Raw genomic sequence first — 7,919 nt, 5'->3', positions numbered from 1 at the left:
CGGCAGCTTCGCGTAGCCGGCGATCACCGTGCGGCAGGCGGTGTGGATCCGGTCCTCGTCGGCGGCCAGGGCGGTGAAGGGCACCTCCGGGGCGGGCGGCGCGCGCCGCGCCCGCCCGCGATTCTGTCCTCACCCGCGCCGGTCAGGCCCTCCGGCGCGGGCGGTCACTCGGGCGCGCGCAGCGTGTGGGTGAGGAACGGCAGCACGACACCGGGCAGCGCCGGCGAGCCGAGCACGTCGTAGTGGGTGAGCCCGGGCAGCACCGCCAGCCGGGACGCGGGCCGGCCCGTGCCGTCCCCGCCGGCGTCCCGGTGGCCGCCGCCGAGCAGCCCGAAGAACTCGGCGACGTGCCGGACCGGGATCGCGTCGGCGTCGGCGTAGACCAGCAGCACCGGCATGGGCAGGGCGGCCACCTCGGCGGACCAGTCGTACTCGCGACGCAGCAGCTCACCGGTCTTCGCCCAGAGCGCCGGCCAGTCCTGCGGGCGCGGGGCGACCGACGCGTACCGCTCGTGGGGCGGGGTGCCGCGCATCCGCTCGCCGGTCCGGGCGTCCTGCGCGGCCATCGCCGCCAGCACCTCCGGGTACCAGCCCTGCCGGCGGCACGGCGTGGAGACCAGCACCAGCCGGCGGACCAGGGCCGGGTGCTGGATCGCGGTACGCAGGGCCACCCCGCCGCCGAGCGAGTAGCCGAGCAGGTCGGCCGCCGGCAGGTCGAGGTGGCGCAGCAGGGCGGCCACGTCGTCGGCCAGCGACTCGTAGCGCAGCGGCCGGTCCACGTCGGCGGTGCGGCCGTGCCCCTGCAGGTCGACCGCGATCACCTGGCGGCGGGCGGCCAGCGCCGGCCGGATCGGGGCGAACATCTCCACCGAGCCGTACCCGCCGTGCAGCAGGAGCAGCGGCCTCCCGGCGCCGTGCACCTCGTACCAGAGATGTAGTCCGTTGACGTCCGCGTAGCTCACCCGGCGTCCTCCCGTCCGCGCGGCCGACGGTCTGCCGGTGTCACGTGCACACCCATCTTCGCCCCCGGGCCCCGGTGGATGCGGGTGAAAGCCGGCGGGCGTCGCGCCCGGCTCGGCCCTCCGCCAGCCGCGCCGGTGGTCGCCAAAGCGGTGGGCAGCTACGGGCTGACCAGTCCTGTCTGGTAGGCGACGACAACCAGTTGGGCGCGGTCCCGCGCACCCAGTTTCGCCATCGCGTGGCTGACATGGGTGCGCGCGGTGGCCGGGCTGAGGAACAGTTCGGCACCGATCTCGTCGTTGCTCAGGCCCTGACCCACCAGGGCCAGCACCTCGCGCTCGCGCTGGGTCAGCACCGCGAGCCGGTCCGCCGCGGCCTGGGTCGCCGTTCGTTGCGCGGTGAACTGGCCGATGAGGCGTCGGGTGATCCGCGGCGCGAGCAGCGCGTCGCCGGCGGCGACCACCCGGATGGCATGCAGGAGTTCGGCCGGTCCGGCGTCCTTGAGCAGGAAACCGCTGGCGCCGGCTTGTAACGCGTCGAAGACGTACTCGTCGGTGTCGTAGGTGGTGAGGATGAGGACGCGGACCTGCTCCAGGCCGCGCATCCCGGCGATCTGCGCGGTGGCTTGAATCCCGTCCAGCTTCGGCATGCGGATGTCCATGAGGACGACGTCGGGGCGGGTGGCGCGGGCCCGCTCGACGGCCTCGGCACCGTTGGTGGCCTCCCCCACGACCGTGATGTCCTCCTCGAGGTCGAGCAGCACCTTGAACCCGGAGCGCACGAGGCCCTCATCGTCGGCGAGCAGCACCTTGACCGGAGCGTGGGTCAGCGCCGACGCGGCCGCCGCGCTCATCGGCGGGGCCCGGTCGGCGCGAGGGGCAGCCGGGCGTTGACTTCGAACCCTCCGCCCGGCCTCGGCCCGGCGTCGAGTTCACCGCCGAGCAGCTCACAGCGCTCGCGCATGCCGACGATCCCGCGGCCGGGCCCGGCCGACGTGCCGGCACGGGCCCGATGCTGGGACGGTAGGTGCAGGTCCCCGGCGTCCTCACCTGAGGCGGCGCGGCGGCCCTCGTCGGTCACCCGGATCTGCACGGCGTCGACGCCCGGGTGCAGCGCTATCGTCACCCGGGTCGGGCCGACGTGGCGGATCACGTTGGTGAGGGATTCCTGCACGATCCGGTAGGCGGCGCTACCGACCGCGCTCGGCAACGACGTCTCCGGGGACGTTTCCTCGATCTTGATGTCGAGTCCGGCCTCGCGCGCCTTGACGGCGAGTTCGTCGATCTGACCGAGCCCGGGGTACGGCACCCGTCCGTCGTCGTCATCACGCAGCACCCGGAGGATGGCCCGCATTTCGCGCAGCGCCCGGGAACTGGTCTGCTCGATCGCCCGCAGCGCCTCGCGTGCCACGTCCGGCCGCTTGTCGAGCACGTGCGCGGTGACCCCCGACTGGACGTTGATGATGGCGATGGCGTGGGCGACCGTGTCGTGGACCTCGCGGGCGATCCGGAGCCGTTCGGCGTCGACCCGCGCCCGCGCCTCCTCCTCGCGGGTCCGTTCGGCCAGCTCGGCACGCTCCTGAGCCTCGGCGGCGATGACCCGCCGGGACCGGACGGACTCGCCGAGGGCCGCACTCATGACCGACGCACCGATCCGGAAGAACACCCAGCCGATGGCGGCGCGTGGCTCGATGTCGGCCGCGGCGACCAGCCACCCGACGGTGAGCAGGCTCGTGCCCACGCCGGCCACCACCAGCGACCGGCGCCCGTCACCGTAGGCCGCAAGGGTGTACAGGGCGACGAAGAGGCCGAGCCAGCCGGGCCCGTCCGGGAAGTCGAGACCGTAGTACACCAGGCTGGCGAGGGCGGTGGTGACGAACACCGGAACCGGCCACCGGCGGCGGACGGCCAGGACCAGGCCACTCACCGTCAGCAGCGCGTAGCCGAGGTTTCCGAGGTGACTGAGCGAGCGGAGTTCTCCCTCGCCGGCAACCTTGGCGACCGTGCCCTGCACCTGCATCACGGTGATGAAGAGCGCGAGCGCCACGTCCTGCCCCACCACCCGCAAGGGGAACGACACGGTACGTGGCTGCATGCCGTGATCGTACTGTTCCCGCCCACCGACGACGCTCGGCAGAGCTGCGCGACCGACTACGCCGACGGGCGTAGGGAGATCCGGGTGCGGCTACGCCGGATTGCGTAACGCCCGCCATCCACGGCCAGAGGCGACAACCGCCGCACCGACGCGACGATCGCCGCCATGAGCGATCACCCCCTCCGAATTCGAGGAGCGCGCCATGCGTAAATTCTTCGCCGGCCTGGCGGCCCTGCAGATGCTGGCCGTCGTCACGCAGTTCTTTCTGGCTGCCAGCGGGGCTTTCGACACGGCACCCAACGACGAGTCCTTCCAGCCGCACCGCGCGCTGGGCGGCGTCATCGTGCTGATCGCCGTCCTGGTGACCGTCGTCGCCGCGGCGTCCCGGATGCCCGGGCGGCTGATCGGCATGAGCGGCCTGGTCACCGGACTCGCGATTGTCCAGTTCCTGATCAAGGGAGTCGCCACGGCGCTCGACGGCACCGCCGGCGGGCTCGTCTTCGGCCTGCACGCGGTCAACGGGCTGGCCATCGTGGCGGTGACCGGGACGATCATCCGGCAGGCCCGGCAGCTGTCCAGGCCGGCCACGCCCGCGCTACCGGCGCCATGAGCACCGGCTCGTGGATCCTTCTGGACCACGTCGTCGCGCTGCTGAGCATCGCCGCGTGGTTCGCGGCCGGCGTGGCACTGGCGCTGCGGCGGACCCGGCTGACGCCTGCCGTCCTGGGCACGGCGGTGCTCGTGACGCTGCTCCGGGTGGGCACCGTGGTGATGCTGGCCGGCCGGGGCTGGTGGTTCGTGCAGGAGAAGGTGCTGCTGGGGCTGCCGATGCTGGGCGCCGCCGGCGTCGGCGCCGTGCTGCTCGCCGGCCCGCACCTGCTCGCGGCAGGGCGGGGGCGCACCGTCGGTCGGTCGGTACGCGCCGTCGTCGCACTGTTCACCGCGGCCTACGCCGCGCTGGCCGGCCTGGTGGTGACCTTCCTGGTCGGATATCCGCTCACCGCAGGCACCGCCGTGATCACGGTCTCGCTCGTCTGCGCCGGCGCGTTGCTGACCGCGCGGGTGGTCGCTGCCCCCGGCGAGAGCACCGCTGAGGTGGATGTCGCGCCGGCACCGGAGGATCGACGGGCGATCTCGCGCCGCCGGTTCATCGCCTGGACGGGTGGCGCGGTCGTGGTGACCACGGCGGGTGCCGGCACCGGGCTGTCGTTCCTCCCCGCCGAATCGGTGACCCGGGGCGGCGGCCCCGGGCGCCCGTCGCGGGCGGGCCTGTCGGTGGCCGACCTGCGGGGCGCTGACGCACCGGCACCGGGTGGCACCGTGCGGCGGCACGTGCTCACCGCGCAGCAGGCCACGGTACGGCTCCCGTCCGGTCGAGAGGTCGACGCCTGGGCCTTCAACGGCGAGGTCGCGGGTCCGGCCCTCACCGCGACCGAGGGTGACCTGGTCGAAGTACGGCTACGCAACGCCGACATCGAGGACGGTGTGACCCTGCACTGGCACGGCTACGACGTACCGTGCGGCGAGGACGGCGTACCGGGGGTGACCCAGCGGGCCGTGCCACCCGGTGCGGACTTCGTCTACCGGTTCCGCGCCGACCAGGTGGGCACCTACTGGTACCACACCCACCACGCGTCCCACATAGGCGTACGTAAAGGGCTGTACGGAAGTCTCGTGGTGTCACCGCGCGCCGGCCAGCGGGCGGACGAGCAGGTGGACCTCACCCTGCCCGTGCACACCTTCGACGGCACCGTCGTGATCGCCGCGAGGGACGGCCGGACCGAACACCCCGCGCCACCCGGTGCACCCGTGCGGCTGCGATTGATCAATACCGACTCGGATCCGCACCGGATCGTCCTCGCCGGTACCCCGTTCCGGCTGGCCGCCGTCGACGGTCGGGACCTCAACCAGCCCGGGGAGGTCCGCGACGTTGGACTGCACCTGCCCGCCGGCGGTCGGTACGACCTGGTGTTCCGCATGCCCGACAGGTCCGTGGCACTCGTTGTCGACGACGATCGAGCGGGCGGACTACGGCTGCGCCCGCCCGCCGATGCCTCCGCGGCAACGCACGTGGCGGACACCTCCGGTCTGCCGGAACTCGACCTGCTGCGATACGGAGCCCCGGCCGCCGTACCCTTCGATCCGGGCAGGGCTGACCGGCACTTCACCATGGTCCTCGACCGCGGAATTGCCATGGTGAACGGCCGCCCCGCGTACGCGCAGACCGTCAACGGCCGAGGCCACCCCGGCATCCCCGACCAGCTCGTCGCCGATGGTGACGTGGTCCGGATGACCGTCGTCAACCGGAGTCTGGAAACCCATCCCTGGCATCTGCACGGCCATTCCGTGCTGATCCTGTCCCGGGACGGAACGCCGTCGACGGGCAGTCCGCTGTGGGTGGACACCTTCGATGTCCGCCCCGGGGAGACGTGGGAGGTCGCCTTCCGCGCGACCAACCCCGGCATCTGGATGAACCACTGCCACAACCTGCCCCACGCGGAGCAGGGCATGATGCTGCGGCTCCGCTACGCCGGCGTCACGACGCCGTTCGGCGGCCCGCACGGCGAGGGCACCGCCCATGATCACTGATCCGGCCCCCGCCGCTGGTCGGCCCACTGGCTGCGCCCCTGCTGACGCGCATCTCCGCACCGAAATGAAGACCGATGATTGAGGAGAAGATGATGGCGACCGAGGCTCCCCGTGCGGATGGAGCGCTGGCGAGACTTGCCCGGTTCTGTTACCGGCGCCGCCGGCTCGTCCTGTTGACCTGGATCGTCGGCGTGCTCGCCCTGGCGTTCCTCGGCTTCACCTTCGGTGCCGCCCCGGACAACGAGTACGCCGGTGGTAACAGCGATTCCGCCAAGGCGCAGGCGTTGATCGAGAAGCACTTCCCCGAGCAGCAGGGCGACACCCTGACTCTCGCGATCAAGGCGGAGAAGGGGGTCGACGACCCCGCCGTCCGGCAGCGGATCGAGAAGGTCATCGCGGAGCTGGACGCCTCGCCCATCACCGGACCGGTGACCTCGCCGTACGAGGACCCGAAGCTGGTGACGCAGGACCGTCGTATCGCCCGTACGATCATCCCGCTGACCGCGAAGGATGTGGCGAAGACCGAGGTCAAGCCCCTGGTGGACACGGTCAAGGAAGCCTCCGGCGACGGTGTGACGCTGGGGCTGGGCGGGGACAGGGCGGAAAAGGCCGAGACGCCGCCGCAGGGCCCGGCCGAGAGCATCGGCGTCCTGACGGCAGCCGTGATCCTGTTCATCGCCTTCGGATCGCTGGTGGCGATGGGCCTGCCGATCGTGACCGCGCTGCTGGCGCTCCTCGGCGGCGTCGCCCTGATGAAGCTCGTGGGGCATCTGGTCGCCGCGCCGGACTTCGCGGTGGTCTTCGCCGTGCTGATCGGACTCGGTGTCGGCATCGACTACGCACTGTTCATCGTGACCCGCTACCGGGACGCCTTGGCGGACGGCGACGCTCCAGAGAGCGCCACGGTCAAGGCCATCACCACCGCGGGTCGCGCGGTGCTCTTCGCCGGCACGACGGTGGTGATCGCGTTGCTGGGTCTGGTCGTCATGGGTGATCAGATGTTGACCGGCATGGCCGTTGCCACGTCGGTGGCCGTGCTGGTCACGGTGGGCGCCGCGGTGACCCTGCTGCCGGCGTTCCTGGGCTTCACCGGCTACAAGATCAACTCGCTGCGACTGCCCCGCCGCGCGTCCCGCCGGGCGAGGGCCGAGGGCGTTCCGGCCAAGGACCGTCGTACCCTCGCGGAGCGCTGGGCGGGCGTGGTGCAGCGGTGGCCGCTGCCCGCCGCGCTCCTGGCCGGCGCGGTCATGCTGGTGCTGGCCGTCCCCGTGCTGTCGATGCGCCTGAGCATGCCCGACGCCAGTGTCCAGCCCCACGACAGAAGCAGCTACACCTCCTACGAGATCATCTCCGAGGGCTTCGGACCTGGCTACGGCGCACCCCTGATCTTCGCCACCGAAACCGACTCCGCCGGCGCCGATCTGCATTCCGTCGTCGCGGCGGTCGGCAGGACCGACGGCATCGCCTACGCAACCCCGCCGAGGGTCAGCACGGACGGGCAGGCCGTCACCTTCATGGCCTTCCCGAGGACCGGGTACCAGGACGAGGCGACCTCGGACCTGGTGCACAAGCTCCGCGACGACGTGCTGCCCAGGGCATCCGGCGGCAAGGAGGTCTACGTCGGCGGCCCGAACGCGGCCACCATCGACTACGCCGACAGGATCAGTTCCCGCCTGCTTCCGATGATCGCCGTCGTCATCCTGCTGTCCCTGGTGGTGCTCATCGCGCTGGTCCGGTCCGTGACCATCACGTTGCAGGCCGCCGTGATGAACGTCCTGTCGATCGCCGCCGCCTACGGCGTGATCGTCGCGGTCGTCCAGTGGGGATGGTTCGGCTCCGCCCTCGGATTTCCCACCGAGATGCCGGTCACGACCTACATCCCGGTGACGATGTTCCCGCTCCTGTTCGGGCTCGCCATGGACTACGAGGTCTTCCTGATCTCGCGGGTCCGTGAGGAGTACGAGCGCACCGGCGACACCCGGCTGGCCGTCACCCGCGGGCTGGCACAGACGGCCAAAGTCATCACGGCCGCGGCCGCCATCATGATCGCCATCTTCACGACCTCGCTGCTCGGCCCCGACGTCTCCCTCAAGCAGGGAGGCCTGGGCATGGCCGTCGCCGTGCTCATCGACGCCACCATCGTCCGGATGGTCCTCGTCCCCGCGGTGATGGAACTGTGCGGCAAGGCCAACTGGTGGATGCCGGGACGCCGAGCACCGAGGGCGACCCCGACCGCCCGGGCCAGGGTCGGGGAAGAGGCCAGAGCCTGACCCCTC

The 7,919-nt window shown here is 71.9% G+C and carries 6 protein-coding genes; 3 read left to right on the top strand and 3 right to left on the bottom strand.

Translation table 11 applies throughout. From position 1 onward, the window contains the following. Positions 1-164 precede the first annotated feature (164 nt). The 3 genes from AB0I11_RS31420 to AB0I11_RS31410 form a co-directional block, all read right to left on the bottom strand. Entirely contained in the window at positions 165-962 is a 798-nt protein-coding gene (locus AB0I11_RS31420) for an alpha/beta fold hydrolase (protein WP_357328948.1), read from the bottom strand. A gap of 158 nt (positions 963-1,120) precedes the next feature. Continuing rightward, entirely contained in the window at positions 1,121-1,813 is a 693-nt protein-coding gene (locus AB0I11_RS31415; protein ID WP_357328945.1) for a response regulator transcription factor, read from the bottom strand. Continuing rightward, a complete protein-coding gene (locus AB0I11_RS31410; protein ID WP_357328942.1) occupies positions 1,810-3,054 on the bottom strand; it encodes a sensor histidine kinase in 1,245 nt (414 codons plus the stop codon). Before AB0I11_RS31410 ends, AB0I11_RS31415 begins: the two co-directional genes overlap by 4 nt. Before the next feature lie 202 nt (positions 3,055-3,256). Here AB0I11_RS31410 and AB0I11_RS31405 point away from each other — a divergent pair, with 202 nt between their 5' ends. From AB0I11_RS31405 to AB0I11_RS31395, 3 genes are all read left to right on the top strand, one after another. Continuing rightward, positions 3,257-3,664 (top strand): DUF6220 domain-containing protein, encoded by a 408-nt coding sequence (locus tag AB0I11_RS31405; RefSeq protein ID WP_357328939.1) that lies wholly within the window; start codon positions 3,257-3,259, stop codon positions 3,662-3,664. Continuing rightward, on the top strand, positions 3,661-5,643 hold the full coding sequence (locus AB0I11_RS31400; RefSeq protein ID WP_357328936.1) for a multicopper oxidase family protein: 1,983 nt from the start codon (positions 3,661-3,663) through the stop codon (positions 5,641-5,643). The genes AB0I11_RS31405 and AB0I11_RS31400 overlap by 4 nt, the downstream gene beginning before the upstream one ends. 74 nt (positions 5,644-5,717) lie before the next feature. Next, a complete protein-coding gene (locus AB0I11_RS31395; protein ID WP_357328933.1) occupies positions 5,718-7,913 on the top strand; it encodes an MMPL family transporter in 2,196 nt (731 codons plus the stop codon). Positions 7,914-7,919: the final 6 nt, after the last annotated feature.

The organism is Micromonospora sp. NPDC050495 (assembly GCF_040655175.1).
In the GTDB taxonomy this organism is placed as follows: Bacteria; Actinomycetota; Actinomycetes; order Mycobacteriales; family Micromonosporaceae; genus Micromonospora.
The sequence above is the reverse complement of the archived record's forward strand: the minus strand, read 5'-3'. Positions and strand labels throughout refer to the sequence as shown.